Source organism: Selenomonas sp. KH1T6 (genome assembly GCF_900108415.1).
GTDB classification, from domain to species: domain Bacteria; phylum Bacillota; class Negativicutes; order Selenomonadales; family Selenomonadaceae; genus Selenomonas_B; species Selenomonas_B ruminantium_A.
The window spans coordinates 1-25,422 of the sequence record NZ_FNWN01000034.1 but is presented as its reverse complement, the minus strand read 5'-3'; the positions used below and the strand labels follow the sequence as shown (position 1 = coordinate 25,422).

28 protein-coding genes and 1 pseudogene are annotated in these 25,422 nt (G+C 52.4%); 4 read left to right on the top strand and 25 right to left on the bottom strand.

The genetic code is table 11. The annotated features are described in order from the left end of the window. From BLW59_RS18020 to BLW59_RS14565, 7 genes and pseudogenes are all read right to left on the bottom strand, one after another. Window positions 1–247: pseudogene (locus tag BLW59_RS18020) on the bottom strand (IS5/IS1182 family transposase); the annotation flags it as partial. Between the two features lie 83 nt (window positions 248–330). Further along, entirely contained in the window at window positions 331–2,673 is a 2,343-nt protein-coding gene (locus BLW59_RS14590) for a DEAD/DEAH box helicase (protein ID WP_175463467.1), read from the bottom strand. A gap of 548 nt (window positions 2,674–3,221) precedes the next feature. Then, window positions 3,222–3,593, bottom strand: coding sequence for a hypothetical protein (locus tag BLW59_RS14585; protein WP_074698368.1), 372 nt, complete (start codon window positions 3,591–3,593; stop codon window positions 3,222–3,224). A gap of 336 nt (window positions 3,594–3,929) precedes the next feature. Then, window positions 3,930–4,292: a hypothetical protein gene (locus tag BLW59_RS14580; protein ID WP_029543600.1), complete on the bottom strand. Its 363-nt coding sequence runs from the start codon at window positions 4,290–4,292 to the stop codon at window positions 3,930–3,932. A 233-nt stretch (window positions 4,293–4,525) separates the two neighbouring features. Next, window positions 4,526–5,065, bottom strand: coding sequence for an RNA 2'-phosphotransferase (locus BLW59_RS14575; RefSeq protein ID WP_074698372.1), 540 nt, complete (start codon window positions 5,063–5,065; stop codon window positions 4,526–4,528). A 1-nt stretch (window position 5,066) separates the two neighbouring features. After that, window positions 5,067–5,741, bottom strand: coding sequence for a DNA/RNA nuclease SfsA (gene sfsA / locus BLW59_RS14570; protein WP_074698367.1), 675 nt, complete (start codon window positions 5,739–5,741; stop codon window positions 5,067–5,069). Between the two features lie 37 nt (window positions 5,742–5,778). Further along, the gene (locus tag BLW59_RS14565; RefSeq protein ID WP_029543595.1) at window positions 5,779–6,231 is read right to left on the bottom strand and encodes a MarR family winged helix-turn-helix transcriptional regulator; all 453 of its coding nucleotides are present in this window, start codon (window positions 6,229–6,231) and stop codon (window positions 5,779–5,781) included. A 215-nt stretch (window positions 6,232–6,446) separates the two neighbouring features. Between BLW59_RS14565 and BLW59_RS14560 the strand changes: the two genes are divergently transcribed. Together BLW59_RS14560 and BLW59_RS14555 are read left to right on the top strand one after the other, a co-directional pair. Continuing rightward, a complete protein-coding gene (locus BLW59_RS14560) occupies window positions 6,447–6,779 on the top strand; it encodes a hypothetical protein (protein ID WP_029543593.1) in 333 nt (110 codons plus the stop codon). 84 nt (window positions 6,780–6,863) lie between these two features. Next, window positions 6,864–7,406 (top strand): rubrerythrin family protein, encoded by a 543-nt coding sequence (locus BLW59_RS14555; RefSeq protein ID WP_074698366.1) that lies wholly within the window; start codon window positions 6,864–6,866, stop codon window positions 7,404–7,406. A 365-nt stretch (window positions 7,407–7,771) separates the two neighbouring features. On the opposite strand, the gene BLW59_RS14550 is transcribed toward BLW59_RS14555, so the two are convergent. Further along, complete coding sequence (locus BLW59_RS14550) at window positions 7,772–8,632, bottom strand: 5'-methylthioadenosine/S-adenosylhomocysteine nucleosidase (protein ID WP_074698371.1); 861 nt, start codon at window positions 8,630–8,632, stop codon at window positions 7,772–7,774. 83 nt (window positions 8,633–8,715) lie between these two features. Further along, a complete protein-coding gene (locus tag BLW59_RS14545; RefSeq protein WP_074698365.1) occupies window positions 8,716–9,045 on the bottom strand; it encodes a DUF4870 domain-containing protein in 330 nt (109 codons plus the stop codon). A 295-nt stretch (window positions 9,046–9,340) separates the two neighbouring features. On the opposite strand from BLW59_RS14545, the gene BLW59_RS14540 reads away from it, so the two are divergent. Further along, window positions 9,341–9,784: an Hsp20/alpha crystallin family protein gene (locus tag BLW59_RS14540; RefSeq protein ID WP_029543585.1), complete on the top strand. Its 444-nt coding sequence runs from the start codon at window positions 9,341–9,343 to the stop codon at window positions 9,782–9,784. Between the two features lie 94 nt (window positions 9,785–9,878). Here BLW59_RS14540 and BLW59_RS14535 read toward each other — a convergent pair whose 3' ends face one another. The 16 genes from BLW59_RS14535 to BLW59_RS14460 form a co-directional block, all read right to left on the bottom strand. Further along, window positions 9,879–10,958 carry a cobalt-precorrin 5A hydrolase gene (locus BLW59_RS14535; RefSeq protein ID WP_074698364.1) on the bottom strand — a complete coding sequence of 360 codons (1,080 nt, stop codon included), beginning with the start codon at window positions 10,956–10,958 and terminating at the stop codon, window positions 9,879–9,881. Between the two features lie 156 nt (window positions 10,959–11,114). Further along, window positions 11,115–11,885, bottom strand: a complete 771-nt coding sequence (cobM, locus tag BLW59_RS14530) for a precorrin-4 C(11)-methyltransferase (RefSeq protein WP_074698363.1) — start codon at window positions 11,883–11,885, stop codon at window positions 11,115–11,117. A 25-nt stretch (window positions 11,886–11,910) separates the two neighbouring features. Continuing rightward, window positions 11,911–12,534 (bottom strand): precorrin-6Y C5,15-methyltransferase (decarboxylating) subunit CbiT, encoded by a 624-nt coding sequence (gene cbiT / locus BLW59_RS14525; protein ID WP_074698362.1) that lies wholly within the window; start codon window positions 12,532–12,534, stop codon window positions 11,911–11,913. A 13-nt stretch (window positions 12,535–12,547) separates the two neighbouring features. Next, window positions 12,548–13,198: a precorrin-6y C5,15-methyltransferase (decarboxylating) subunit CbiE gene (cbiE, locus tag BLW59_RS14520; protein ID WP_074698361.1), complete on the bottom strand. Its 651-nt coding sequence runs from the start codon at window positions 13,196–13,198 to the stop codon at window positions 12,548–12,550. After that, window positions 13,180–14,307 (bottom strand): cobalt-precorrin-5B (C(1))-methyltransferase CbiD, encoded by a 1,128-nt coding sequence (cbiD, locus tag BLW59_RS14515; RefSeq protein ID WP_074698360.1) that lies wholly within the window; start codon window positions 14,305–14,307, stop codon window positions 13,180–13,182. Before cbiD ends, cbiE begins: the two co-directional genes overlap by 19 nt. 21 nt (window positions 14,308–14,328) lie before the next feature. Then, window positions 14,329–15,318 carry a lysylphosphatidylglycerol synthase transmembrane domain-containing protein gene (locus tag BLW59_RS14510; protein ID WP_074698359.1) on the bottom strand — a complete coding sequence of 330 codons (990 nt, stop codon included), beginning with the start codon at window positions 15,316–15,318 and terminating at the stop codon, window positions 14,329–14,331. Window positions 15,319–15,341: 23 nt separating this feature from the next. Beyond that, window positions 15,342–16,130 carry a GTP cyclohydrolase FolE2 gene (gene folE2 / locus BLW59_RS14505; protein WP_029543570.1) on the bottom strand — a complete coding sequence of 263 codons (789 nt, stop codon included), beginning with the start codon at window positions 16,128–16,130 and terminating at the stop codon, window positions 15,342–15,344. Then, window positions 16,130–16,819 carry a 7-cyano-7-deazaguanine synthase QueC gene (gene queC, locus BLW59_RS14500; protein ID WP_074698358.1) on the bottom strand — a complete coding sequence of 230 codons (690 nt, stop codon included), beginning with the start codon at window positions 16,817–16,819 and terminating at the stop codon, window positions 16,130–16,132. The genes folE2 and queC overlap by 1 nt, the downstream gene beginning before the upstream one ends. 14 nt (window positions 16,820–16,833) lie before the next feature. Continuing rightward, complete coding sequence (gene rpe, locus BLW59_RS14495) at window positions 16,834–17,496, bottom strand: ribulose-phosphate 3-epimerase (RefSeq protein ID WP_074698357.1); 663 nt, start codon at window positions 17,494–17,496, stop codon at window positions 16,834–16,836. 28 nt (window positions 17,497–17,524) lie between these two features. After that, complete coding sequence (gene rsgA / locus BLW59_RS14490) at window positions 17,525–18,424, bottom strand: ribosome small subunit-dependent GTPase A (protein ID WP_074698356.1); 900 nt, start codon at window positions 18,422–18,424, stop codon at window positions 17,525–17,527. A 69-nt stretch (window positions 18,425–18,493) separates the two neighbouring features. Continuing rightward, entirely contained in the window at window positions 18,494–20,254 is a 1,761-nt protein-coding gene (pknB, locus tag BLW59_RS14485; protein ID WP_074698355.1) for a Stk1 family PASTA domain-containing Ser/Thr kinase, read from the bottom strand. Window positions 20,255–20,306: 52 nt separating this feature from the next. Then, window positions 20,307–21,704: a peptidoglycan D,D-transpeptidase FtsI family protein gene (locus BLW59_RS14480; RefSeq protein WP_074698354.1), complete on the bottom strand. Its 1,398-nt coding sequence runs from the start codon at window positions 21,702–21,704 to the stop codon at window positions 20,307–20,309. Next, the gene (locus BLW59_RS14475) at window positions 21,697–23,013 is read right to left on the bottom strand and encodes an FtsW/RodA/SpoVE family cell cycle protein (RefSeq protein WP_081348554.1); all 1,317 of its coding nucleotides are present in this window, start codon (window positions 23,011–23,013) and stop codon (window positions 21,697–21,699) included. Before BLW59_RS14475 ends, BLW59_RS14480 begins: the two co-directional genes overlap by 8 nt. After that, on the bottom strand, window positions 23,013–23,735 hold the full coding sequence (locus BLW59_RS14470; RefSeq protein ID WP_074698353.1) for a Stp1/IreP family PP2C-type Ser/Thr phosphatase: 723 nt from the start codon (window positions 23,733–23,735) through the stop codon (window positions 23,013–23,015). The genes BLW59_RS14475 and BLW59_RS14470 overlap by 1 nt, the downstream gene beginning before the upstream one ends. A gap of 4 nt (window positions 23,736–23,739) precedes the next feature. Next, window positions 23,740–24,198 carry an FHA domain-containing protein gene (locus BLW59_RS14465; RefSeq protein ID WP_029543554.1) on the bottom strand — a complete coding sequence of 153 codons (459 nt, stop codon included), beginning with the start codon at window positions 24,196–24,198 and terminating at the stop codon, window positions 23,740–23,742. Window position 24,199: 1 nt separating this feature from the next. Continuing rightward, window positions 24,200–24,925: an FhaA domain-containing protein gene (locus BLW59_RS14460; protein WP_074698352.1), complete on the bottom strand. Its 726-nt coding sequence runs from the start codon at window positions 24,923–24,925 to the stop codon at window positions 24,200–24,202. Between the two features lie 195 nt (window positions 24,926–25,120). Between BLW59_RS14460 and BLW59_RS14455 the strand changes: the two genes are divergently transcribed. Further along, window positions 25,121–25,422 (top strand): helix-turn-helix domain-containing protein (locus tag BLW59_RS14455; RefSeq protein ID WP_139283609.1); only part of this gene is annotated, 302 nt, incomplete at its 3' end.

Genomic DNA, 25,422 nt, shown 5'->3' with positions numbered 1-25,422 from the left:
GGGAGCTGAAAATATGGTTCATTCCGGCATAAACAAGGATGGCCAGCATCTGCCTGGGCGACGCCAAATTTCGATCTATCCTTTGATAGGTCTCCTCCAGTGACTTTATATCCATACCTCCAATGCAGTGGCGAAGCAGGCGGACGGGGTCATCTTTGCTAACCTGAAATTCAAGATTTAAGGGAAGAAACAGTTGATAATTCTCTCCTAAAGACGTATACTCTTTCTGTGAATTTGGTTTTTGCATACCTAAATTCTACACCTAATCCCGGGGCTTGAATGTCCTGGGATTATCTTTTTGCATAAAAATGAGGCTGCTGCACGTTTGGATTACGTGCAACAGCCCCTTTCCTTGCCCTCAAAGTCCCTGTGCAACCTTCCGGCATATTGGGCAATATTGCCCTTCCAGGACACCGGCACTGCCAAAAAGAGCGTATCCAGCCTGGGGAAGTTGAAACCTTCGCCTATATACTTCCCTGTGGCGACAATCACTAGCCGTTCATCGTCAGTGGCAGCCTGCAAAACATCACGCCGAGCCTTGCGCTCGCTTGTTGAACCTCCTCCAAGAGCCAGTACTGAATTAAAGCCCTTTTTCTGCAGTGCTTCATGAATGAGTTTCGCATGCTCCTTAAATTTTGTAAGCACCAGCGGTGTACGTCCATCGTCAACAGCAGCTGCGATATCATCCACCAGCATCTGATTGCGCAGTTTATCCTGAATTAGCAGCTTATACAATTCGTTTATCGATGGTTTCTCTCTGGTTACTGGAGCAAAGCTCGTGAATCGCGGGCAAATCTCATGCCTGAAGTCCTGCATGGCAGCCCTGTCTTTCTCGGACAGGCGGTAACGCACGTCTCCAAACTGCATAAAGACAATCTTTTCATGGCCATCCTCCCTCACAGGAGTAGCTGTCAGTCCATAGACATATTTAGCCTTCACCTTCCACAACACATTTTCAAAAGTGTAGGCTCCGGCGTGATGGCACTCATCCATGATAACCATGCCATAATCTGCCACACGCTCATCCACAGCGTCATCTCTTCCCAGAGACGAGATCATAGCCACGTCTACGATACCATGCAATGAATCATGCCCGGCATAAAGCGTCCCAACTATGCTCTTGGGCTTTCTTCTGCGTTTCCCTTCCTCTATCGGCACCTCCTCATTGATTTGCAGGAACTTTGCTATATCCTCCTGCCAGCCCCGCATAATCTCGCGATTGTGCACCAATACCAGCGTATTGACCTTGCGACTGGCAATAAGATAAGTCCCCAGCACCGTCTTTCCGAAGCCTGTTGCTGCCCCCAGGATACCAATATCATGGGCCAACATAGCTTCTATCGCCTTTTCCTGCTCTGGTTGCAACATCCCTTGAAAATTGACATCTATAGCCCTGCCTGTCGTACGGCAATCCTCTATTTCATAAGCGATGCCCGCCGTCTCCAGCTGCTCTTTCAGCTTTTTCAGGCACCCGCGAGGCAAGGCGACAAAATCTTCTGTATCACGGAAGCATTGTATTCGGCGAGGAATCTGCTTGGTGGAATAGCGCATAGCCCGCATCTTATAAAACTGTGGGTTACTGAAGGTGGCCATCTTGCGAATAAGGTTCATAGTACGCGGCTTAACAGACTGCTGGGGAATATAGATGCAGTCTGCCAGTGTAAGCCTCAGGGGGCCCCTTACGTCAGACCGCTCCAATATCACTTTAGACTTAGGCTCCCAAGGCTTTAAATCCAGCTCAGTCTCATTTTCCTCCAGGAGGGCTGGCAAATCCTGCGGTCCCCATTCTGTGAGCTTGTTTCCCACAAATTCTCTGGACAGCAATTTCTTTTGCTCCAGATATCCCCATTGGTCTGGTATAACCTCCCAGTTCTCATCGACAAATACAGAATTATTCTGTTTGCGAGGGAGACCTTGCAAGGGCAATGCAATGAGATTCCCCATACCACCGGCGGGCATCTCGTCCTGATTAGGCATCATGCGGTCAAAAGTGTTGAAATCCCTCTGATGTACTTTTTCTGCTCCCTTAGCCAGAAGTGCTGCACCGAATCTCCGTGCCAACTTTGCCTCCAGCGGCTCGTCAAAGAAAATCCAGACATGAACACCCTTGCCAGAACGTGACCGTTCCAGGGCTGTGTCAATACCATAGCTCTGGCATATCTCTCTTAAGAGACGTGCCTCCTCCTGCCATGCCACATGAGACCCATCATGGTCATCAAAATCGAACACCAGAAATTTGCAGGTGGAATCCTCTAAAAGAGCATACGTTCCAATTACATAGGGCCTTCCACGCTCATCCTGCCCTACAAGATGCTTGTATGCCACACTCTCAGTAAAAGGAACCCAGGCTTGTTTATCGCATTCATGGCATTTGATTCCCCGTGTCTTCTTTGGGCACAGGGGTGTCCAGCGATTGCTGCAAACGGGACTATAGCCAGCTCTGCCGCCTTTGCTCTCCCAACGCTCTGCATAAAAATCTCTTCTGGCGCAAAAAAGCTTCATAAAAAGATTTACACGGCGTTTCGCCTCTGCCGCCAAATCAACATGTCTGGGAGGCTCAGGCTTGGGCTCATATGGGATACCATGACTTTTCAATAGGCTTCTCAGCCGTTCAACCTCGGCCACCAACCGCTCATTCTCCTGCCGCAATGATTCTATTTCCTTCAGAGCCACCTTATCCCCCGTTCTCTACAAAGCTGTTTCAGCTAGCTTCTTGCTCTTCAATGTCTTCTAAAATGAGCCCTCTTCAAGGCTGTACTAATGTCTACCTGTTCCACTGCAACTACCTGCCTCCCCTCAAAATAGCTTTCTATCCTCTATTTTACACCCCAACCCCATTTCAGCCAAACCATTACATAAAACCATTACAACAACACCTTCAGGACATTAGTTGACGGCCATCAGAACCGTTTCTCATTACAGATTTTTCGTTTTTGGCCGCCACATTGTACATGTTCCACAGGGGAGGTACAAGCCAATCCCCCTGACCCCACTCCTGTGGAGCAGGAAGCCATTGATAAGGACTACAAGTTCTGGAAGCATGTCACAGCTGCCTTCTTCGCCCTGTCCCTGCTCTTGTACCTCATACTTTCCGTTTTCTGACCCATACACAAAAAGGGCTGTCGCATTTAAGCATTTTGCCACGATATCTATCAGCCAAGAGAATTATCTCAAGCTAGGTATCGTAGTGAAATAGCTTAGTGCGACAGCCTTTTTTTATCTCAGGTGCTCTCGATGCTCACCGTACCACCGGGACGGATGGTGATATTGAAGATGCGGTAAAGGTCAAGATCCTCCCAAACATCTTCTTTGCCATTGTCATATACCACCTTGATATCCCAGTAACGCACATCATCCCTGGGCGAGAAGGTCAAGAAGATCGACTCGCCGGGGCGCAGCACATCATTGGGACCTAACTCATCCTGATAAACCCATGCGTTCTCATCGCTTGGGCTCAAGTAAATGTAAGCAATGGTGTGCCCCGTGCCATTCTCCAGATCAAAGTCCTGACTACCCGCAAAAGCCGTGCCAGCCATAGTCAAGACCATCAAGGCCATCAGCCCGAATATACGAATTGACTTGAATAATTTCATCGTCTAACCTCCCACGCTAACTTCATAAGCTTCTTCTAAAAAGGTGCATCTGCTTCATTAACGCCGTTGTTCCAGTTTTGCCGTAGGCAAAACTTCCTCCTGGCGTTTCAACGAGGCGGGAGATATGTGCTCGCCACCTGTTATGATATTCGCCACCCCCGCCTGCAGAAGCGGTGAACATCTTCTTCCTCGTTATATCTCTTGATATCTCGTTACCTTGCTTATCATGTTCAGGCTTCCCAACTAAGAGGGCCAACACACAAGCATGTGCGTCAGCCCCTTTTCTTGATAAGGCATCAAGATAAAGCCTGATATGCTGTAACTGTTTTGAATATCTTAGGCAACTTTCGCTGCATCAATCATCTTGAGTACATCAGCATGGGAAATGCTCTTGCCATTGTAAGAATACTTGTTGTCCTTTGACATGAAGCCAGTACCAAGGACGCCGACGCTCAAGTCATGGGAGATGCCAAGCTGGCTCAGCCCCTTGCCTACAGCCTCCCGTAGCAGGATGTTGACCGGCCCGGCCACGCCGCTCTTGTCGCTCAATGCGCTGTGGATCTCGGCCACAACTTCTCCGAAGATGCCGCCCTTCTTGGCGAAGGCATCTGCCAGCTGATTGACCTCTGTAAGAGTCCCACCGGCTACTAAATCCAGTTCAAAATCATTCAGCTTCTTGTTGGTCATTGCGTTCTTCATTTTCATCTACTCCCTTCGGTGGTTGTCTATGTTTTTGTTTTCTGCCTATACATACGGAGCGGTGGAAAAAGTATTACAGATAAATTTACATTTTTTATTTTCCCAAGAAAAGATATCCCCTCCAACGTATCTATCAGGCAAAGCACCATCGAAGAAACCTTGTCCAATCGTTTGCTTTGCGCAAACAAACCGGGGCTGTTGCAATCTGCAACAGCCCCGATTGACGTATGTTCTTATAGCAGCGTGAGATATTTGCACGGCACCTTATCTGTCAGCCAGACGCCATTGACAGACAGATAGAACTTGAAGCCATCCCTGGACATATCTCCTGCTGCCACTTCATAGATAAGCTTCACGCCCTTTCGCCTCCCGGCCACTTTCATGGCTGTATCCACATCAGCAGATAGATGCACATATAGCCTGGTACCCTTTATAAGCCCCTGGACTTCAATTGATGCTTTATTCTTCTCCACCGTCCCATGATAGAGCACTTCTGGCGGTTCCATGGGCTTTAGTTCCACATCCACGTTCACCGAATGCCCCTGATTGGCCCTTATCTTCTTGCCATCAGGGCTGAATGCAAACCGTTGCTTGTCATTCTCCGCCACGATTCTCTCCAATGTTGGATAGTCAATGCTCCTGCCGGATTGGCGGATTCCCCTCAGCAGCTCCTCCACATTAGCCCAGCCGTGCTCATCCAGAGTTATCCCCACCGTCTCAGGCTTATGGCGAAGTATCAAGGACAGGAATTTGCTCAACTGTTTATCCTGCATGTCATTCTTCCGCACATACCCGGCTATCATCTATGCTCAGGGCATCTTTTTTCACATCGCATCCTAGGAACAAAATCCTGACTCCAGCCTCCAGTGCTTCCTGCCAGGCATCTCCAAAAGCAGGATGCGTAACTATGTTGGGACGCACCTCTCGAACCTTCGGCATCTGAATCACAAAGGCCAGCCCGCACCAATAGCCATTTCTTTTTGCCTCAATCAACTCGTGGATATGCTTGATGCCCCGTTCCGTAGGCGCATCAGGGAAATACCCTATGCCATCTTGCTCCAGAGTGCAGCCCTTGACCTCCAGCAGGTACTTCTGATCTCCCCGCTCCATGTAGAAATCTATGCGGGAACTGCCATACTTGTACTCCGGCTTCACCACGTCATAGCCTCTTCCAGCCAGCCACTCTCCCATCACCTTATTGGGTGCCTGGCTGTCTATGTTTATAAGTCCCAGACCAGTTTTCTCCACTGCTATGAGATCATACCTGGTTTTCCGGGCAGGGTTGTCTGCTTCTGCCAGAATCACAGGCACATGCGGGAGCAAAAGCTCCTTGCACCTCCCAGTGTTCTTCACATGGACGGTTTCTACCTGCCCCGCCACCTCCACCTGGGCTTCAAAGCGGTTAGGCCGGGCCAGAAATCCCGCCTCAATGACCTTGTTATACTTCATTCTTTCTTCTCCGCGATGTTAATAATTAACATCCTGCCTATTCCAAGGCACGGATAATTGCATAAAGCTGATCTTTGAGCTTCTGTACTTCTTCCATGGTAAACAGTTCACCCTTTTGAGCAAGGCAGCCAGCCAGCTCTCCTGGAATCTTCTCAGCTTCTTCACGCAGGGCAAGACCATCCTCTGTGATAGCCACTACCAGCAGGCGCTCATCCTCAGGCTTGCGATAACGTTTCAGATAACCAGCAGCCTCCAGCTTCTTCAGCACCGGGGTCAATGTGCCGGAATCCAGATAGAGCTTTTTCCCCAGGTCATGCATGGTGATGGCCTTTTCCTCCCACAGCACCATCATGGTGATGTACTGGGCATAAGTCAGCCCAATCTTCTTCAGGTAAGGATTGTAGGCCGCTACTATTTTCCTGGCACTGGCATATATGGGGAAGCACAGCTGATTCTCCAGCAACAACGGGTCAAATGCTTTCTTTTTCATGTTCTTTCTCCTATCTGCTTGCGAACTTTTCTTCATTCTATCATTATATAGCTGTTAAATCAAATATAAATTTATAAAATTATATTTGACAAAATATAATTTAGGCGTATAATAAGCCCTGTAAGATGAACTAAAAGGAAGCGGAGCTGACATGATTTACGCTTTCGCCCTTAACGCCAACGATGGAGCAAAGTTTTCTTAAAGGAGAGATAACGATGGACGAGCAGAAAGTAATTGAGTCATTTCACATGATGTGGGACAATTTCCCCGACCCCGTCATGCTCATCAAGAAGAGCCGTGACATATATGCTGTGAACAAGAAAGCCGCCTCCCTCGGCCTCACTACCGGCATCAAGTGCTCCAGCATTGGCGCACCGGAGAAACACAAGGGCTGTCTCTGCAATCAGGCTGCCGACAACAAGGAGGCCGCTTACAAAGCTTACGAAGGACCCTTCGGCAAGGCTTACGGCTTCTGGATTCCCGTGGCCGGTGCCGAGGAATACATCATCCACTTCGGCGTAGGGTCTACCTTTGAGTATCCTATGTGAACATCACAAATAAAAATTTGAATATGTGTTAAAAGGGACCCTGGACACCCACCCATTTTATTCGTTAATCAGGAGGAATGCATTATGAGCATATATGTACTTACTAAGGGAACCGAACTTGAGCAGATGATCAAGGCAATCATGACGGCTGAGGCAAATGGCACCATGATGTACTATGCCCTGGCCCGGCTGGCCAAGGAACAGGGTTACGATGATATAGTTGACGATCTCATTGAGGCTGCCAACCAGGAAGCAGTCCACGCAGGTTTCTATTCTGTGCTGAACGGCAAGTATCCCCAGGACTTCTGGGGCCTTCTGCGCACTGTGCAGAAGGCTGAAGTCAATGGCGAAGCGCAGGTCATGGCCATGGCTGAAAAAGTCAGGGCCGCAGGTTTTGCCGAGGCTGCTGATGAAATGGAAGTCTTCGCCAAGCAGGAAGGCCATCACGGCGTTGTCCTGGCCAAAATCCTGGAGAAACACCTGCCAGAGCAAAAAGCACCTGCTGGCCAGGTTTACATCTGCCCTGTCTGTGGTTTTGAGCACGTGGGCGACATCAACAATGAGCCAGAAGATTACGTCTGCCCCCTTTGCGGCCAGCCTAAGTCAGCCTTCAAACCTGCCAATTGAGATTCTAGTTTCTTTTTCAGCAACATAGGGAATGTCTTCCATCCCCTTCCAAACCAAAAAGACATTGAAAGCCATACTTCGGCTCTCAATGTCTTTTTGGTTTTACATATTGAAATCTATCCACAGTATATCATGAAGCACATAAAGAATCAGCAATCATTGTCCGGCCCCCTATACGCCCCCCTTTTCTGCCACTTCCAAAAGGGCACGGGCTTTCTCACGATAACGCTCTTGGTCAGCACCCAAATAGGCACCTGCAAGATACACCCGAGTATCTCTCTATTCAAGATGTTAATTATAAAAATCCTAAAACATAAAAGCTCCCACTTCTTCAGCGGGAGCCGTTGCAAGATTCCAGTCAGCCATTAAGCTCGTTTCCCTTTCTCAGCTACGCCACTCTTCAATACTTTACGTTCGGCGTAAGACTTAATCACAGCCAGGACATACTGCTGGCATGCTGTGCCAGCAGCCTGATTGAAGTCCTCACCATGCCACTCCGTATTTGAGAGAATGCGGATGCCCAAAAACGGCACTTTGTAATTCTGGCACACTAAGGCTGCTGAGTGCGTTTCCATTTCTTCGCAAGAGGAACCATGCTCCTTGTTGAAGAATCGGATTCTATCCAACTGCCGATTCCAGTTATTGCTGCTGGAAATCTTCCCGATAACCACCTGCCCAGCCTGATAATTTGCACCTTCTGCTGCAGCAATCTCCAGCAACTCTGGATCAGCCTCCAGTTCTAATACTTTTTTCTCTTCGCCGCTGTCTGCATCATAATAAAACGTGGGCATCATCTCTATATGACGTCCATCTGCCCCCCGCCGTTCCCTCTTGCTTAACCAGGCACTAGAATCAATGGTCTTTCCACCTAAAACAATGTCAAAGGTGTGCAGCGACGGATCATGTCCCCCTGCAGTTCCCTGATTGATGACCGCTGCCGGATGGAAGTACTCAATTCCCAACACAGTGGCGGCTGCAGCGTTAGTCATACCAATTGACGTAACCGATACAACAACAGGTATCCCCTGATACTCACCGCTGACAAAGCGCCAGCCGCCAATGCGCTGGTCCTTGGGATTCTCCAGTGCATTGATAAGCAAGTCAGTTTCACATTCCATAGCACCTTCCACCATTATGGGAGCAGCAGCTTCCGCCATAAGCGGCACAACCAAAAGCGCCAGAACCATCAACAATGACAGAACATATTTCTTAACCACTTTTTGCATGTCCTCCACCTCGCTATTCATGGAATTCTCAGCTATATGCGAAACAGGGGACCGCATTAGGCCCCTTCCCTAAATACGATTTCTTACAGCAACGGGTAATGATACTCCTCCCCATTGATAACCTTGAAACAGGCATAGATGGAACAGCAGAACCAGAGCAATCCCAGAATCACAATTATTGGCCAAAAGAAAACACCAACCACCAGGAATGTCAGCACCATGGTTACTGCCCCAAGAACTCCCAGAATAGCCTGAACCTTAAGTGCCTGCTTGGCATGACCTGCAACGAAGTCATTCTTGCCATCATTTAGCAAATAGATAACCAATGGAATGCCTATATATCCAATCCCGAAAAACATGTAGCTTATGTGGGCAGCCAGTGCCAATGCCTTTTCTTTTCCTTCTACTGCCATGAGTATCTTCCTCCCCATCATTTCTAACTTATGTATTTATTCTACCTCAGCAGAGCTAACACCTCCCCAAGGTATACACCTTTCTGGCTTATTTCTACCAAATACCTCCCTATATCAAAGGTAAAGCACAATTATGCACTGCCAAAAAATATATTCCTCTTTTTCTTTTTGACCTATTGACATTTTGACTTTTATGGGTATAATAATAATTGCAAAGGGGTTAAGGGAACAAAGAAGGGTTCCCAAGGGCCCCGGAAAGATTGGTTTCTATATCCATGAAAGGAGATTGAGCACCATGTTTGGTCTGGTTCCATTTGCAACAGGTAATGAGCTTATGAAGGAAGAAGGACGTTTGTTCAATCGCCTGCTGGATGCCTTTGATTCCCCCTTTACCAGTGCAATGAGCACTTCTGGCTTCAAAGTCGATGTCAAAGACAACGGCACGGCCTACGAACTTACCGCCGACCTTCCTGGCTTCAAAAAGGAGGATATTTCTCTCGGCTACGAAAACAACTATCTCACCCTCTCTGCCAAGAGGGAGGAAAACAATGATCAGCAGGACAGTGAAGGCAACTACATCCGCCGTGAGCGCAGCTACGGCCAGATGTCCCGTTCCTTCTACATCACCGGCATTGACAAAGCCAGGGCAACTGCTGATTTCAAGGACGGCGTGCTGAAAGTACAGCTCCCCAAACTCCAGGAACAGGTTCCCACCTCCCATCAGATTCCCATCAGTTGATAATCACGCATTCCCCTTATTTCCAAGATAAGTCCCACACGTTATTAAAGACAACAGCCGCCAGCCTTGATTAGGCTGGCGGCTGTTTTGCTATTTACCAATGCCATAACAATGACACCGTTACTTGTTCATACTTGGTCTTCAGCAGAGCAAAACGCACGCCCTTGCTGGTACCCATGGCTTCACGCAGGGCTGCAGCCTCGCAGACATTGCCTGCTCCCACCCTGCTCTTCACGAATTCAGACTGCATGAGGTGGAAGGCATCTATCTGCTGCTCCAGTACTTTGGGATCGTAGAAATGGATGGGAACATTCAGCTCCCGGGCTGTAGCCAGCAGGCCTTCCTCGTGGGCTTTGATGGAAACGCTGGCCATGGCATCTATGAAGGACACATCCCTGCCGATGGATTTGCAAGCCTGCTCCAGAGCTGACTGCACCAGAGACTTGTCCACTCCCTTGCGGCAGCCTACCCCGGCTATCAGCTGGTTTGGCACCAGATACAAAGTATGTGGTGGAACGGCTGTTTCCTCTGGCAGTTCTTCCCTGGAACAGAGAATTACTTTGTATGAAGCTTTCTGCTCCTGCTGGCTCAGCAGTTTGTATTCTGCCAGTTTTTCCAGATAAAAATCCTTGTGGGGCAGGCCGGGACTGGCCTCATATTCAATTTCTTCCCCATCCAGCAGGGCAGAATTCAGCACCTTGATCCGTGATTTTGGCCAGGGGTGCAGAGCCGTCTGCCCCGCGAAGGCATCAGGAGCCACCTTGCCTGCTATATCCGTTGCCGTGGTAATGACAGGCTGGGCACCAATAACCTCTGCCAATTGACGGGTGAGGAAGTTAGCCCCTCCCACATGGCCCGACAGGAGGCTGATGGCAAATCGGCCTTGCTCATCGCAGACAATCACCGCCGGATCCGTCAGCTTATCCTTCAGCAGGGGGGCCATGGTGCGCACTACAATACCTGCAGCCATCACGCAGATCAGCACATCATAATGAGTGAAGCACTCCTTGAAAGACTCCCCAAACTTCGCAAAGGCAAAGAAATGCTTGGGCTCGAATCCTTCAGGCTCAATTTTCTCCGGCACATATACATCCGGCATCTCAGGCAGGAGCCTCTGCACCCGCCGCGCCAGATCAGCCCCCCGGGCTGTCAGGGCAAAAACAGCTATTCTCATGACTACTCCTCTTGTTCAGAAACTGTTCATAAATAAATTTTAGATTTGACTTGTCTAAACCTCCATATGCATCGTTGTCGTCAGTCGACATAGCACCACTATGCCTCCTTCCTCCGCCTTGCCTATGAAGATTTATCCTGCATCCTATCTTAAAATTTATTTATTGCCAGTTCCTTTAGAAGCTTCCCGGAACATATGGGAAAAAGTTGGGGCATAGAGCTGGGACAGCTCATAGTTTCCTGCCAGGCAGGGACTTACCACAATCATGGCTGTGCGGTCGATATCCTTGCCCTTGATTTCCTCGCAGATGGTGGAAAGCTTAGCTCTCACGATTTTCTGCTGGGGCCAGGAAGCGCGCTGCACAATGGCAATAGGCGTTTCCTCTGTATAACCGCCTGCTATAAGCTCCTCCACCACTTTGTCCAGCATGGTGATGGACAGGAAAATGCACATGGTAGAGCCATGCTGGGCAAGAGAGCGCAACTTTTCCCTGTCAGGTACGGGAGTGCGCCCCTCTTGGCGGGTTACAATCACCGTCTGGGACACGCCGGGGAGAGTATACTCCTGTTTCAGGGCCGCCGCCGTGGCCAGGAAAGAACTGACACCGGGAGTCACATCATAATCAATGTCCCGTGCCTTGAAAGCATCCATCTGCTCTTGTATAGCTCCGTAAATGGCAGGGTCTCCCGTATGGAGACGCACAGTCATCTTGCCTTCCGACTCTGCTTTTTCAATGGTCTGCACCACTTCGTCCAGAGTCATGGAAGCAGAATTGTGGATTTCCGCTCCTTCCTTGCAAAGGGAAAGAAGCGCCGGATTCACCAGAGACCCCGCATAAATCACCACATCTGCTTCCTGCAGATACTTTTGTCCCTTGACCGTGATTAGCTCCGGATCTCCCGGGCCTGCTCCTACTATATGTACCATCTTGCCAGCCTCCCATAATAGTATTTCAAACAGCCTTTTCGTTCATGTCAGCCAGTCCGTTCTGGTCCTTGTCCCACTTTTGGGCAGTGAGAATATAAACCGGGTTCACAGCCTTGGCCATATCATAGGGGCCAATCTGCTGCAGATGGGTTACCTGCACCTGGATAGTCTCATAGCTGAATTCCGCATCACGGCTGCGGAAATATTCTATAGCCTGCATCAGGCTCTGCACCGTGATGCAGTTCACCACGATACGTCCCCTGGACTTCAGCTTCATAGCCACCGCATCCAGGATGGGCACCAGCCTGCCACCGCTGCCTCCTACAAAAACCGCATCACATTTGGGTAGAGCGGCAATGCCTTCCGGTGCCTCCTCGTTGATGACCGTGATATTGCGCAGGGCGAAATTGGCAGCATTGGCCCGAATCAGGGTTATGGCCTCCGGATTCCGCTCCAGTGCATAAACCCTGCCCTTGGGCACCAAACGGGCCGCCTCTACGGAAATTGCTCCCGTGCCTGCGCCGATATCGTAAACCAGTGAATCCGGGGCCAGCCGGGCATTTACTAGGGAAAGGATACGGATTTCCTTTTTGGTCATGGGAACTTTGCCGCGAATGAATTCTTCATCATCTATGCCTAAATAATCCATGTATCTGCTCCTTTCAACCTTGGATAATCAATATGCCATGGGACTTCTCAGCCATCTTACTGGCCTCACTCAAAGTAGTTGTTATGACCTCTTCATCGGGATAAGAAAGCCTGAGGAGAACAGACAGCCTTGTTTCCCCTGGCCAACCTGCCTCCATCAGTATTTCCGCAATGCTTCGGGAATTATATTTGCCATCGGTGAGCAGGCCCAGTATCCTGCCGGGCCTGTAGCATAACTCCTCCTGCTCAGGCCTTCTGCCGTGAAAACTCAAAAAGCACGCTCCATGCCATGGCAGGGCCAGGCGGGCAAAGGCCAGCTGCATAGAGCTAAGACCGGGAATAACCTCAATCTGTTCTGCAATATATTCCCTGCGCAAGGCATCAAGAAGAGAATAATACCCTGGGTCGCCTGAGACCAGCACCCCTACATCACTGGCAGCCAGCTCTTGCTTGATAAAGTCCATGACAGCCGGGATGTCGTTGGTGATAGGAAAGGTATGCTGGGAGCCGTCAAGCCTTGCGTATTGCCCCAGGGCACGCCTGCCTCCTACCAGTACTTTGGCGCTCTCAATGGCTTTAGCTGCAGCGGGCAGGAGGTAGTCAGGACTGCCAGGGCCTATGCCTATGACCCTTATCTTATGTTCCTTCACACTGGCAGTTTCCATCTGTAAGCCTCCCCAATTTCCCGCGCCTTGTCATCAAGGCCCAATAACGACCTGTCCATGGCAGTCATCACCGTGCCCACCTGCACCTGGCCGAAAAGATAGCGCTCTGCCCGCAGGCTGGCCCTGGCTGCGATGATATCACAGACATGGCGGCAGAAATCCTTTCCCTGGGCTGCCAGAACGGTCAATGCATCTTCTGTGGTATTAGCAGAGAGCAGTCTTTCCACCCCTTCCCGGGGCAGGCCTTCTGCTGCGGCATAGGCGGCCATAGTTTCCAGCCTGGCATCACCTATGCGGTTGTGAGTGTAGAAAATTCCCGCCGCTACCTTGGCCATCTTGCCGATATGGCCAAAGAGCAGGATGCTTTTTATCTTCCTCTTGGCCGCCGCCTCCAGCATAAAGCCGATGAAATTGCTGGTCTGCACCAGCGCTCCCTGGGGCAGGCCCCATGCAAGGGCCGCTTCCTCGCCAATCTTGCCAGGGACGAAAACCAGGCTCTCAAAGCCCGCAGCTTTGGCCACCTCTATCTGGGGAACCAGAGAATTCTTGAACCCCTCCTCGGACATGGGACGAAGCACACCCGTGGTGCCAATGACAGAAATACCCCCCTCAACCCCCAACACAGGATTGAGGGTCTTTTTGGCCAGCTCAACCCCTGCGGGAATCGAGATGGTAATCTCCCAGCCCAGGCTGCTGCCTGTCATCTCTTCCAGAACCTGCCGAATGAGTTTCCTTGGCCCCGGATTGATGGAAGGTTCCCCCATGGGCACGGTGAGTCCCGGCTTGGTAACTGTCCCCACCCCGGTGCCCGCCTTGAAGACCAGTTCCTGACTATCGATGGGGCGAAGTGCTGCAAATACTGAGACACCATTGGTGATATCCGGGTCGTCCCCAGAGAACTTCACTACCTCTGCCTGCCCACAGCCATCCTCACCCAAGGACACTGACTTGACAGGAATCAGCAGTTCAGTTCCGTCCAGAGCCGTAAGCTTCACCTGTTCGTGCTCTAACCCTCTTTGAGCCAGCAGGACAGCCTTCACTCCCGCCGCCGCGCAGGCACCTGTAGTATAGCCAAAGCGCAGGCTCTCGTCCTCTGTCAGGATTGCCATAGTATCTCCTTCTTGTTGTACCTACTTGCTAAGCTGCCTGTTCAGGAAGTCCCTGCCGAACACTGTCAATGTATAGTAAAAGCCTATCAGGAAGGGAATATACTCCGCAATGAGCCGCCAGCACACAGCGATGATGCCCACGGTGCCCGCAGGCACACTGCTGCTGAAAAGCAACACGAAACCGCCCTCTGCAATGCCGGAGCCCCCCGGAGTGGGCATGAAGTACAGCAGCATATTGAGGAAAATCATGCGGCCCATGACCGTGTACCAGTCAGCATCGAAGACGCCAAGTCCCAACAGCAGGCAGGGAACAATAGCGTAGATGCAGAGCAGATTCAGCCCGGACTCCAGGAAAACCAGGAGCATGCTGCGGGGAGATTCTGCCAGCAGGCCAATGGCGCATCTGGTGTCCCGGTAAAAGGCAAATATCTTGCGCCGCCGCTGATTCTTCACATTCCTGGTGGCCCAGATGATGAAGCCGTCCAGATTGCCCATTCTGGCTCCAAGCACCATGGCCACTATTACCGCAAAGGCCGCCAGGGTTATGGCCATGAGCCAGTCATTGGAAATCCCTGGCACAATCCCCTCATCATGGAGCAGGATAAAGGGCATGCAGAGTGCCAGAAAGAAGATAGATAGCAAGGTTCTCACAATAACCAGCACTGCGGCCTTACCTGTGGGTACCCCCGCATGGCGCAGGAACATTAGCTGGGCCACCGCCCCGCCTGTGGCCCCGGGGGTCAGAAGCGCCAGGAAATAATTGCCAAAAACCACCTGCACAGCCTGGTAAAAGGTTATTTTCTCATGGGAAATCTTCACCAGATGCATCAGTCTGCTGCCATCAAAGAACATACCCAAAGCCACGGCACCCACCGCCAGGGCAATGGACCAGGACTGAAACTGGTCCAGATTCTTCAGGGTATTTATATCTATGGTGGTGTAAATGACCACACCAGAAATTACCAAAACCAGCAAAATGAGGGCGAAGAGCCGGCGGTAAAATTTATTCATGCAAAATCTCCATCCTGCCTATATCAGTCAAGAAATTCCTCATGGCTGGCATAGGCACTGTGATTATGTATGGATTCGTAGTTCTCACATTCCAGGGAAAACCAGGACAGTCCCGGGATCTCCCGCAGGGACAGCACCGTATCCCGCAGGATATCTTCCACAAACTTGGGATTCTCATAGGCCTTTTCCGTGACAGCCTTCTCATCCTCCCGCTTCAGCAGGGGATAGATGGGAGATGACCCCTGCTGCTCCACCAGTTCTGCCAAATCCTCGATGAAAATACATTCCGTGTCCTGCCGGAACTCCACCTGCACCCGTGCCACAGAACGCTGGTTATGAGCGCCATAGGCGGAGATTTCCTTGCTGCAAGGGCAGAGGGAAGTAAAGGGCACCTCTACTCCCAGGCGGAACTGCATGGGCTTGCCTCTTTCCTTGCGTCCCGTGAAACTGCAGTCCAGATCCAACACAGAGTGTTTCTGGCTCACTGGCGCGAACTTATCCACAAAATACTTGAAGGAAAGCTCCACTTCCGCAGACTGGGCTTCCAGATGCTCCAAAGCCTCTGAAAGCATGACTTCCATCTCTGCCTCTGCCAAGGGCTTCTGGCTCCAGGGCATGAGAATTTCCAGGAAGCGGCTCATGTGGGTGCCCTTGTATTCCATGGGCAGGGAAACAGTGAAACGGATGCGGGCCAGTACCTGCTGATAGCCCCCCTCTTTGGTCTTGATGAGGAAGGGCAGATGGGCTTCCTTGATGCCTACCTTTTGAATGGCTATGCCCCGGGAATCCTGCCTGTTCTGTACATCCTGCATCAGAGGGACCTCGTTTCATACTCAATGGGGTCTTCCACGCCCGCTTCGGCAAAGCCCCGCAGGCGCAGCTTGCAACTGTCGCAGACGCCGCAGGCTTTCTCCCCGCCATTGTAGCAGCTGTGAGTGAACTGCAGGGGTGCCCCCAGCTTTGAGCCAAGCTTCACAATATCGCTCTTGGAGAGATCCTGCAGGGGAGTCTCAATCTTTATTTTCTTGCCCTCCACTGCTGTAGCTGTGGTAGCGTAGTCAGAAAGAGCCTGGAACTTTTGAATGAATTCAGGACGGCAGTCGGGGTAGCCAGAGTAATCCACGGAGTTCACGCCGATATAGACGTGACTGGCCCCCAACACTTCAGCATAACCCATAGCGTAAGAAAGGAAAATCAGGTTGCGGGCAGGCACATAGGTAGGAGGTACATCCTTGCGCTCCACATCTCCTTCCGGAACCTCAATCTTTTCATCCGTAAGGGCAGAGCCGCCGATAGCTTCCATATTAGTTTCAATGATAAGATGCTTCTTGACTCCATAGAAGGAGGCAATCTTCTTGGCTCCCTCCAGTTCTACGCTGTGGCGCTGATGGTAGTTGAAGCTGATAGGATAAAGCTCATAGCCTGCCTCTTTGGCTACCGCCATGCAGGTGCAGCTGTCCAGCCCTCCGGAAAGGAGGATCACTGCCTTTTCTTTTGCCATTGCTTTCTTCCCCCTTAGCCGCGGATATCCTTGATGGCCTGGGCGGCATCAGGAGCGCAGTAAATGGCAGAACCTGCCACCAGTATGTTGGCGCCAGCTTCCCTCACCAGTTCGCTGGTTTCGGCATTGATGCCGCCATCTACTTCGATATCACACTCAAAACCCATATCCTGAATGGTATGACGCAGCATGTGGATCTTCTCCAGCATGCCTTCAATGAACTTCTGGCCGCCAAAACCGGGATTCACGGTCATGATCAGCACCATGTCCACATAGGGCAGCAATTCTTCGATAAGGGCCAGAGAAGTACCAGGGTTCACAGCGATGCCCGCCTTGCAGCCAGCAGCTTTGATTTGCTGGATAATGCGATGAGCATGGGGTGCAACCTCCACATGGAAGGTGATGATATCTGCACCGGCCTCAGCAAAGGCCTGAATCTGGTTCTCCGGGTGCTCCACCATGAGATGAACGTCAAAGACGGGAGCTGCCTTGCCAGGCTGCTTGATGGCCTGGGCAAGGCTCTTCACCACCGGAGAACCCAGGGTGATATTAGGGACGAACTGACCGTCCATGACGTCAATGTGAATGTATTCGGCACCTGCTGCTGCCACCTTTTCGACCTCGGCGGCCAGGTTAGCAAAATCTGCCGACAGAATGGAGGGTGCAATCTTGATCATATCTGTTCTCCTTCTAGTTCTAACTAAATTATCTGTAAAGCTTCTTCTGGGAAAGCTTCTGTGCTTCCTGTATTTCCGTACGAATAGCCAGGTAGGCTTCATAGCGCTCCCGGGCAATGGCTCCCCCTTCGGCTGCCTCCTTCACGGTGCAGCCTGGCTCATGGCTGTGACTGCAGGGAGAAAAACGGCACTTGCCCAATAGCGGCGCAAAATCAGGGAAATAACGGGGCAGTTCCTCAATCTCCAGCCCGGAAAGGTCCATGGCACTGAAGCCAGGGGTGTCCACTATGTAGCCGCCCCCGCTGTAAGGCAGGAGTTCCGCAACTCTAGTGGTATGTTTGCCCCGCTTGATCTTCTCGCTGATGCTGCCCGTTTGCAAGGCCAGACCGGAATCTATGGCGTTCAGCAGGGAGGATTTACCCACCCCTGAGGGACCTGCAAAGACGGTGGTCTCACCGCTGAGCTTTTCCCTCAAAGCCTCCAGCCCCCTGCCCTCCCGGGCAGATACCAGCAACACCTCATAGCCAATCTCGCGGTAAGCCTGCAGGAACGCCCCCTCATCACCTTCGTACAAGTCCATCTTGTTGACGCAGATGACGATTTTTTCCACCCCGGACCACTCTGCCAGTACCAGGAACCTGTTGAGGAGCAAGGGGTGCAGATCAGGCTGGGCTGCCGCGAAGGTCAGCACCACCTGAGTGAGGTTAGCTACTGCGGGGCGCTTCAAAAGCTGCGCCCTGGGCAGCACTTCCTCAATGACCCCTGTACCATCAGGCAGGCTATCCAGGCTCACCCAATCCCCGGGCACCACGCCCAGCTCCCGCCGGGACTTTTTGAACTTGCCCCGGAGCTTGCAGGTGACAAGCCCCAGGTCAGTCTGCACGTAAAAGAAACTGTTATAGGCTTTGATAACACGGCCTTGCAGCATAAAGTTTTCCTCTCACAATATTTACCAGTACTTGTTATTATACCACATCAGCGCCATTGCTCAAATCCGTCACTGACGCTTGCCTGTCTCCCCCTGTTTGGAGGGGGCGGTGGTGTCACTGTCGGACTTGCTGGTTTTCTTATCGCTGCCCTTGTCCTCGGAAGTTTCCTTCCTGGCAGCAGCTTCTTCCGCCACCACCAAAGTCACTGTAGAGCCGGCCTCCACTTCACTGTCGGCAGAAGGCGACTGGCTGATGACCGTACCGGGAGCCTGGGAGCTGGCCTGCTTCTCCACATGGACAGAAAGGCCCTTGCCCTTCAAAGTGCCCTCAGCAGCAGACAGCGTACCGCCCTTCACGTTGGGCACGGTGACCTTCTTCACCTTCTTGCCCTTGCTGATGGTGATATCTACAGTCTGGCCCTTGCTGATTTTCGTGCCAGAGCGCGGCTCCTGGCCGATGACTGTGCCTTCCTCCTCATCGGAGAATTTCTCATAGACACTGCCCAGCTTCAGGCCCATCTTCTTCAGCTTGATTTCCGCATCCGACCGGTCAAGCCCCATGAGGTCCGGCATTTCCAGTTCCTCACCGCCCCGGCTCACGTTGATGGTCACCACGCGTTCTTCCTTGACCTTGGTGCCGGCTTCAGGTGTCTGGGAAACCACAGTGCCAGCCGGAACCGCAGCATCATAGACCTCTGCCACATTTACCCTGAGCTTCTGGTCCTCCAGTATCTGCCGGGCCAGAGCCATGGGCTTGCCCTTCACATCCGGCACTGTCACCTCAGCTGTGCTCCAGAACTTGCCAAAGCTCATGAAGGCTCCTGCAAAGAAACCTACCATCAGGACCATGACAAGACCTGCGATGAATTTCTTGGACTTGAAGATGGAGCCTTCCTCCTCGGAATCCTCCTCGTACTCTTCCTCCTGCTGCACTCGCTCCACCTCAGCCTGGCTCACACGGGGCAGGACCTGAGTGGCATACGGATCAGGAGCCGCCATGGCTCCTCCTGCAGAAACCATGTGCTCTGCCTGACGCAGCTCCTCCACCAGCTCAGCACTGCTGGGACGGGCCTCGGGTGCCTTGTTCATGGTGCGGCTGACAATGGCCTCCACCACGGGAGGCAGGCTGGGGTCAAGCTCCCGCACGGGACGGGGCGCATCCTGCAAGTGCTGCACCGCAATGCTCACAGGTGTTTCACCAGTGAAGGGCAGCGCACCAGTAAGCATTTCATAGAGCACCACTCCCAGAGCATACACGTCTGACTTGGGAGTGATCATGGTACCCTTGGCCTGCTCCGGGGAAAAGTAATGAACAGAACCCACGATATTCCCCGTATAGGTCATGGTGGACTCGGTGACAGCCCTGGCAATGCCGAAATCCGCCACCTTGGCACTGCCATCCGGCATCATGAGGATATTGTGAGGCTTGATATCACAGTGCACCAGATTATTGGCATGGGCGTGAGCCAGAGCCCTGGCAATATCCTCAGCTACCCGCAGGGCCTGAGCCACAGGCAGATGGCCCTGCTGTTTGATAAGGTCCTTCAGAGTGCTGCCAGGCACATATTCCATGACAATATAATGGTCATTCCCCTCCACGCCCACGTCGAAGATATTGACAATATTGGCGTGGGACAGGCGGGCTGCCGCCTGAGCTTCCCGATGGAACTTATTGATGAATTCACTGTCGCTCTTGAACTGATCATGGAGTATCTTCACTGCCACGGGACGATCCAGCAGCTTGTCCCGGGCCCGGTAGACATCTGCCATGCCGCCCCCTCCTATGAGCTCCTGGAGCTCATAGCGCTGGTGTAATATCCGCTGTACCATATACTTTCCTCCTATATCCAGCCCCGAAAAGACCTGTTCTGCAATCTTTATCTCATCTGTTCATGCTTTCTATGATGCGCCGGGCGATGGGGGCTGCTGCCCTGCCGCCGCTGCCGCCGTTTTCTACAATGATGGCAAAGGCAATCTTCCTGCCAGGAAGCTCAGCCGAGCCGATGAACCAGGCGTGGTCTGCCCCGCTGGCATTTTCCGCCGTGCCGGTCTTGCCCGTCACGCGAAGGCCTCTTACAGCAGCCCCCGTGCCGGTGCCATGCTGCACCACCTGCTCCATATAGCCATCTATTTTGGCTGCCAGAGCCGCATCAAGGCAGGTGCGCCATTTCTCCGGCCTGGTGTTCTCCAGTGCAACCCCCTTGGGACTGATGACCTTCTGCACCAGATATGGCTTCATGGCTGTGCCGCCATTGGCAAGGGCCGAAGCCATAAGAGCCATGTGCATGGGAGTGACCAAAAGGCTGGCCTGTCCTATGGCAGTCTGGGCCAGATCCCCCTGGCCCAAAGTGTCAAACCTGGGCAAATGGGAACCTGCCATGAGGACTTCTCCCCCTATTTCCTGGGGGAAACCGAAGTCTTCAAAGTACTTGCCCAGTTTCCTGCCTCCCAGGCGCAGTCCCAAAGTGCCAAAGGCCACATTGCAGGACTCAGCCAGAGCTTCTTCAAGGTTCACCTGGCCGTGGACCTCCCCCTGATATTCCCCGATGAAGGAACCATCGTCAAGTTCCAGACGTCCCGTACAGGCAAAGACCTCCCGCTCATCCGTGACGCCTTCTCCCAGAGCCGCAGCCGCAGTCAGGGGCTTGATGGTGGAACCAGGGGGATAGAGGCCCTGCACCACTCTGTTCAGCAGGGGGCTTTCTTCTGCCCCTTTCAGGCTTTGCCATTCGGCCTCCACCACATTAGGGTCATAAGCCGGCGTGCTGACCATGGCCAGGATCGCTCCTGTCTTTGCATCCAGCACCACAGCCGCTCCCCGGCTGCCAGCAAGCGCTTCATAAGCAGTCTCCTGGGCCCGGGAATCAATGGTGGTTTCAAGGTCATTGCCCTGGTCAGCCTGCAAAAGCTGGGAAACAGGTCCCAGGCTGGAAAAATCCCTGGACATGCCCATGAGCTCCATATTGCGGTGGGCTTCCAGCCCCGCGCCGCCAATATTCTCGCCATTATAGCCCGTGACAGCAGCTGCAGCCTCCCCCCAGGGGTAGGTGCGCCCGCCATCAGGCCGGGTCTCTGCCAGCACCTTGCCGTCAGAGGTCAGGATCCTGCCCCGCGCAATCTCCCTCTGCAGGGCGGCGGTGCGCTGATTAAGGGGATTTTCCACCGTTTCCTCTGCCTTGAAAACAGATATATAGACAATATGCAGAGCCAATATACCGCAGAAAATGAGCAGCAGTGACATGGCCCGCAGCATATTGCGTTTCATCTTCCAGTCAGCCATGGGCCCGCCTCCCTTCCTGCCGGCCCCGGGAAAGGGCCAGGAGAATGCCCAGCTCCATGAAGCCGGACACCAGGGAACTGCCGCCGTAGCTCACAAAGGGCAGGGTAATGCCCGTCAGAGGCAGGAACTTGGTAACACCGGCAATGATGACAAAGGCCTGAAGCAGGAGCAGCATACTGCAGCCTGCAGCCAGCAATAGTTCCTTTTCGCCTTCGCACTGCAGGGCCAGACTGATGCCCCTGAAAGAGAGCAGTACATAGCAGAAAAGCACCGCCAGGGACCCTATCAGCCCCCATTCCTCTCCTATGGCCGCGTAGATGAAATCCGTATGCACCTCCGGGATAAAGCCAGGATGCCCAAAGCCAAAGCCTGTGCCCCAGACACCACCTGTCCCAAAGGAAAAGAGGGACTGCACCACCTGATAGGCCATGCCGTTAGGGTCCTGCCAGGGATCAAGCCAGATATCAAAGCGCACCCGCACATGGCCAAAAGCCAGGTAGCTGACCCCCGCCGCCAGGCTGATAAACATCAGCGCCAGAAAGACATACGTCTTGCTGCCGGTGGCCATGTAGGTCATGAGCACCGCCATGCCAAAAAACAGCAGGGCCGAGCCCAAATCCCGCTCCACCACGAACATCAGCACTGCCGCTCCCCAAATGCACACCAAGGGCGCGATGAAGCGCAGCGGCGGCAGGCCTAGCGGTCCCAGCCTCATGCTGGGCAGGGAAAGCATATTGCGGTGGTCAGAAAGATAAGCCGCCAAGAAGAACAAGATCAGGATTTTCCCAAACTCCGAAGGCTGCACTGAAAAAGGCCCCAGTACCAGCCAGTTGCGGCTGCCGCCAATCTCCGTGCCAAAGAGCATGGGCAGCCCCAGCACCACCACGCAGGTGAGCCCCAAAAGATAGGGATAGGAAAGCATTTCCCTGATGCGCTTCCAAAAGCGCAGCACCAGCATCAGCACCACCTGGGCCACGCAAAGCCAGCGCAGCTGCGGCACCAGGAGTTCCGGCTTCAGCCGGGCTATTTCCACCAGCCCCACGCTGGCAAGGGCCAGCACTATGGGAAGCAGGATAAAGTCATATTTTTTCTTCCACAGGAGGAACTGCAGGATAAAGGCCTCAGCCAGGCAGGCAAGCAGGTATGGCCAGACCGCAGGCTCCAGAGCCTTGCTCACAGTCCCTGCTGCATAGCTTTTCAGGTACAGCACACCAAGCCCTGCCAGCAAGATGCCCAAGGGCATGAGCAGGAAGCCTCCCGCCCTGCCAAAGCCGAAGGAATGTTCCTCCTGAATAGAACTTCTTTCCATCAGCTATGCACCACCACAATCACCGTCACGTTGTCTGAGCCACCGGCTGCCAGAGCTTCCTGCACCAGCTCCCGGGCGGGGTCTTCAATCTCCCCTGACCGGGCTTTGGCCTCTTCCAGTGCTGTGGCAATATCCCTGTCCTCCACCATATTCATCAGGCCGTCAGTGGCCAGCAGCAGCACATCTTCCGGCTGCAGGACAAAGGAACCGGTATCAACTGCCAGATCTTTTTCCACACCAACAGCCCGCAAAAGCATATTCTTCTGCGGGTGGTTCCTGGCCTCCTCTTCCGTAAGGCTGCCCTGGCTCACCAGGCTTTCCACATAAGAATGGTCCTGGGTCACCTGCCCGAGGCTACCCTCACGGTAAAGATAAAGCCGGCTGTCCCCCACATGAGCCCAGAGGGCGCGGCCCTCATGGATCTTCAGCACTGTAACAGTAGTGCCCATGCCTTTTTTCCCGGGGTTTGCCTCAGCCTCCCAGAGTATGCGTTCATTGGCGTGCATCACAGCCCGGCGGAGATCCTCCTCCCCAAAGCTGTCCAAAGCTGACAGATCATCCCGAAGCACTTCTGTCATCAGAGAGCTTGCCACCTCTCCTGCTGCCTGGCCTCCCATGCCGTCAGCCACAGCATAGAGCTGCCTTTCCGGAAGAGACAGGCAGCTGTCCTCATTATGGGCGCGTACGCAGCCAACGTCGCTGGCCCAATAAGCTCGTGTCATGGGTTCACCTCTCAAATCTCATGGTTACCAAACCAATCCTGATGGTATCTCCCGGCTTGATATACGCCTTGCCCGTCAGGAGCTGGTCATTCACATAAGTGTGGTTGCGGCTGCCTAAGTCTTCGATGACATACTGGCTGCCACGCCGGAAGAGCACGGCATGATGATGGGACACAAAACTTTCGGGAATGACCACATCATTATCCTCACCCCGTCCCACCGTAATCTGCTCGCTGAAGGCAAAGCGGCGCTTCACCATGCCTTCTTCACCGGCTTCGCTACCCAGCACAGCCAGCACCGCTTCATCATGCTTGAGTTCCGGCTGTCTCTCCTCCGCCAGCATTTTCTTCATGTCCAGGAAAATCCATCTGGAAATCCTGCCTACGAACATCAGCAGCCAAAAGAGCATGCCGTACTCCAAAAGCACCCGCAGGCCCTTCAGGAGCATTGCTGTATCTGGCAAATCAAATCACCTCGTATTTCAGCAGGGTTGAGCCTATCCTCACCCTGTCCCCGTTGCTAAGCTGACAGCTTTTGATGGACTTGTCATTGACAAAGGTGCCGTTGGTACTGCGTGCATCATAGAGCACGTGCCGATGGCGCTCGTAAGCCACCCAGGCATGAAGCCGGGAAGCATTGCCATCCGTCAGGATAAACTCATTCTTATCCTGGCGCCCAATGTAAATCTTTTCCTCGCCAAACTCCAGGTACGCCTCCTGATCAGGCCCCTCTATTACAGACAGGGAAGCCAGCTTATGCTGCCGTGGCAAAGGCGCAGCTTTCTCCAGCAGCGCAGGGCTCTTGAGCACAATGGTGCTCTCCTGCACCCCGCTTTCACCTTCCTGCTCCAGCTTCAAATCAAAAAGCCCCCGCTGAAGCTCAGGCGAGGACAGGAACCGCAGCACCAGTTCCCCTTCCATGAAAGCTTCTGCCCTGATGATTTCCTTCTCTATCTCGGCATAAAGCTCCGACTGCACCCGCTTAGCGCAAAGCCTGCTGTAGTCGTCAGGGCTCAGGGTGAACACTGCCACATTGGGCACACCGCCATCCTCGCTGTCAGAAGAAGCCTGCCTGATTTCCTTCTTCACTCCGTTAGCCAGCTCCACCAGCTCCAAATCACTGGCAAACCGCTTATTGAAAAAACCTTCGATATGGCTTCCCAAAAAGGATTCTATTTTATCCAGTCCCATACCAAAGCCCCCTTTCCAGGATTCTTTTTATTATAACGCAATTGTTCAGGTTTTGCCACAGGCGAAATATCCTAATTGGCATTATGACAAATCCGGATGACTTTCCATAACAAAATAGTCCCCGTTTTTGCCACTGATATGCTCCCCCTATGAGAGACAGTAAAAAATAAAACTGTCATCATAGGGGGATTTTTCATGCCATGTAAGCAAAAAGCAACAGCAGAAGAGAAAACCAGAGTTGCCCAAGAATGCCTTTCGGGTAGAATGACACGTAGTGAAGCCGCATCATTATTACAAGTAAATAGGACAACCATTGACGAATGGATATATCAGTACGAATCGGAGGGCTCCTCAGCTTTTTCGCCGCGTAAACGCAATCGTGTTTACACAGCAGAACTCAAGACCCGGGCCGTTATCAGTTATTTGAATGGTGAGGGCAGCTTGATGGATATATGTCGCAAATATGCTATTCACGACACACATCAGCTAAGAAATTG

Coding starts and splice junctions, on each gene's coding strand:
- BLW59_RS14560 (WP_029543593.1), top strand. CDS start 6,447: ATGGACGAGCAGAAAGTAATTGAGTCATTTCACATGATGTGGGACAAT.
- rpe (WP_074698357.1), bottom strand. CDS start 17,496: ATGATCAAGATTGCACCCTCCATTCTGTCGGCAGATTTTGCTAACCTG.
- BLW59_RS14550 (WP_074698371.1), bottom strand. CDS start 8,632: ATGCAAAAAGTGGTTAAGAAATATGTTCTGTCATTGTTGATGGTTCTG.
- BLW59_RS14460 (WP_074698352.1), bottom strand. CDS start 24,925: ATGGGACTGGATAAAATAGAATCCTTTTTGGGAAGCCATATCGAAGGT.
- queC (WP_074698358.1), bottom strand. CDS start 16,819: ATGGCAAAAGAAAAGGCAGTGATCCTCCTTTCCGGAGGGCTGGACAGC.
- BLW59_RS14535 (WP_074698364.1), bottom strand. CDS start 10,958: ATGAGAATAGCTGTTTTTGCCCTGACAGCCCGGGGGGCTGATCTGGCG.
- BLW59_RS14475 (WP_081348554.1), bottom strand. CDS start 23,013: ATGGAAAGAAGTTCTATTCAGGAGGAACATTCCTTCGGCTTTGGCAGG.
- BLW59_RS14565 (WP_029543595.1), bottom strand. CDS start 6,231: ATGAAAAAGAAAGCATTTGACCCGTTGTTGCTGGAGAATCAGCTGTGC.
- BLW59_RS14510 (WP_074698359.1), bottom strand. CDS start 15,318: ATGAATAAATTTTACCGCCGGCTCTTCGCCCTCATTTTGCTGGTTTTG.
- BLW59_RS14480 (WP_074698354.1), bottom strand. CDS start 21,704: ATGGCTGACTGGAAGATGAAACGCAATATGCTGCGGGCCATGTCACTG.
- cobM (WP_074698363.1), bottom strand. CDS start 11,885: ATGGTACATATAGTAGGAGCAGGCCCGGGAGATCCGGAGCTAATCACG.
- pknB (WP_074698355.1), bottom strand. CDS start 20,254: ATGGTACAGCGGATATTACACCAGCGCTATGAGCTCCAGGAGCTCATA.
- folE2 (WP_029543570.1), bottom strand. CDS start 16,130: ATGCAGGATGTACAGAACAGGCAGGATTCCCGGGGCATAGCCATTCAA.
- BLW59_RS14545 (WP_074698365.1), bottom strand. CDS start 9,045: ATGGCAGTAGAAGGAAAAGAAAAGGCATTGGCACTGGCTGCCCACATA.
- BLW59_RS14470 (WP_074698353.1), bottom strand. CDS start 23,735: ATGACACGAGCTTATTGGGCCAGCGACGTTGGCTGCGTACGCGCCCAT.
- cbiT (WP_074698362.1), bottom strand. CDS start 12,534: ATGGATTATTTAGGCATAGATGATGAAGAATTCATTCGCGGCAAAGTT.
- BLW59_RS14585 (WP_074698368.1), bottom strand. CDS start 3,593: ATGAAATTATTCAAGTCAATTCGTATATTCGGGCTGATGGCCTTGATG.
- BLW59_RS14555 (WP_074698366.1), top strand. CDS start 6,864: ATGAGCATATATGTACTTACTAAGGGAACCGAACTTGAGCAGATGATC.
- rsgA (WP_074698356.1), bottom strand. CDS start 18,424: ATGCTGCAAGGCCGTGTTATCAAAGCCTATAACAGTTTCTTTTACGTG.
- BLW59_RS14540 (WP_029543585.1), top strand. CDS start 9,341: ATGTTTGGTCTGGTTCCATTTGCAACAGGTAATGAGCTTATGAAGGAA.
- BLW59_RS14580 (WP_029543600.1), bottom strand. CDS start 4,292: ATGAAGAACGCAATGACCAACAAGAAGCTGAATGATTTTGAACTGGAT.
- cbiD (WP_074698360.1), bottom strand. CDS start 14,307: ATGGCAATCCTGACAGAGGACGAGAGCCTGCGCTTTGGCTATACTACA.
- BLW59_RS14575 (WP_074698372.1), bottom strand. CDS start 5,065: ATGCAGGATAAACAGTTGAGCAAATTCCTGTCCTTGATACTTCGCCAT.
- cbiE (WP_074698361.1), bottom strand. CDS start 13,198: ATGGAAACTGCCAGTGTGAAGGAACATAAGATAAGGGTCATAGGCATA.
- sfsA (WP_074698367.1), bottom strand. CDS start 5,741: ATGAAGTATAACAAGGTCATTGAGGCGGGATTTCTGGCCCGGCCTAAC.